2 protein-coding genes are annotated in these 1,603 nt (G+C 32.6%); one reads left to right on the top strand and one right to left on the bottom strand.

Going from position 1 to position 1,603, the window contains the following annotated elements; all coding sequences use genetic code 11:
* On the top strand, positions 1–1,143 hold a 1,143-nt coding region (locus VGE71_RS03915), incomplete at its 5' end, for a T9SS type A sorting domain-containing protein (protein WP_331137125.1).
* Positions 1,144–1,190: 47 nt separating this feature from the next.
* On the opposite strand, the gene VGE71_RS03920 is transcribed toward VGE71_RS03915, so the two are convergent.
* Positions 1,191–1,475 carry a hypothetical protein gene (locus VGE71_RS03920; protein ID WP_331137126.1) on the bottom strand — a complete coding sequence of 95 codons (285 nt, stop codon included), beginning with the start codon at positions 1,473–1,475 and terminating at the stop codon, positions 1,191–1,193.
* Between the last annotated feature and the right edge of the window lie 128 nt (positions 1,476–1,603).

Here is a 1,603-nt window from a genome sequence, read left to right on the forward strand (position 1 = left end):
AGAACAACGGACGGAGGAACCAAAGAAGTCAATTTTGTAAACAATTACTATAAGCCAGGCGTAGGTTCTAAAATATTCGTAGCATTTAATCAGCAAAACGAAGGAGTTGGAACTGGAATGCAGCAGTGTTATTTTAATGGAAATGTTATGCCCGGATATTTCGATGAAAGCAACCAAACTGCAGGAAGAAAAGCTTCTGGTAATACCGTTTCTTATGAAAACTTCGTAAACACACCCTTTTTCCCTTCTTACGTAACCACGCAATCTGCCAAAAATGCCTACAAAATAGTACTTTCTGATGTTGGATGTACACAACCTGAATTTGATGATCACGATCAGAGAATTATCACTGAAACTTTAAACGGAAGTTATTCGGCTGTTGGAAGCGTAACAGGGAAACCTGGATTTCCAGATAATGAATCTGATGTTGGCGGATTTGAAACTTATCCAATAGTAGTTAGAGATACTAATTGGGATACAGATCAGGACGGACTTCCAAATTGGTGGGAAAATATTATTGGAACAAATCCAAACTCTGCAATTGGTGATTTTTCGGATGCCAATGCAGACCCAAATCAAGATGGCTACACTAATTTGGATCAATATCTACAATGGATGTCTTTGCCAAGATATGAATCTCAGCAAGGAACTAAAATTGACATCGATATTCAAAAATTATCTAGAGGTTTTACTAGCGGTGTTTCTTATGCACTTTCAAATATTGTAAACGGAAATGCAGTACTTAATAACAATATTGTAGCTTTTACACCAGCATCAAACGGATTATGTTCTTTTGAATTTACAGTAAGTGATTCTGAAGGAGGCACTATGAAACGAAAAGTAAATATTGTAAGCGGACAAACCGTAAATCTAGGTACCGAAGACGTTATTAAAACCAACAATTCGTTTAATGTTTGGCCAATTCCAAGTAACGGAGCTTTTTCAGTTTATATTGACAATGAAGAAACAGAAATTTCAGATCTTAAAATCTATGACATTTCTGGAAAAGAATTATTAAAACAAAAAATTAGAGGTAATACTCAGGAAAACATTCAATTACATTCTAAAGGTGTTTTTATAATCAAAGTAACTAACCCACAGACTAAGAAAACACAATATGTTAAGAAAATAATTATTCAATAAATAAACTCAAAAGAGGAATTAAAAGACGGTTCTTATAGCCGTCTTTTTTATTTTCTTTGAAAGAAATAAGTATAAATCCAGGTTAAAGTAAACGACGGAATAATATCTGTAAAAGGGAGTATTTCTTCCAGAAAAGTTAAAAAACCTGCCACCTTTCCTACTCTACCTTTGTACATTCGTGTCATAATAATACCTGCAATTGGTGCCCAGACAATATCTCCAATTTCCCCAAATCCAAGAACGGAATAAGTAAGCATACCAATTGCATCCAAAATTAAACCTATAATTAATTTTGACATTCTATTATCTTCTACCACTTCTAAATCTTGCATAACACCTTCATTTTTAATACAATCGAAATTAAAAATTATTAATGAAACTATATTATTTCTTTTTAAAATTTAATTTCCAAAATTCCCATATCAAGAAACATACCTATTTTTAGATTTTAGATTTTAGA

It is taken from the genome of Flavobacterium sp., from assembly GCF_036405015.1.
Taxonomy (GTDB): Bacteria; Bacteroidota; Bacteroidia; order Flavobacteriales; family Flavobacteriaceae; genus Flavobacterium.

What these genes read in the sequence shown, in the direction of transcription:
- VGE71_RS03920 (WP_331137126.1), bottom strand. Translation starts at nt 1,475, where the DNA reads ATGCAAGATTTAGAAGTGGTAGAAGATAATAGAATGTCAAAATTAATT.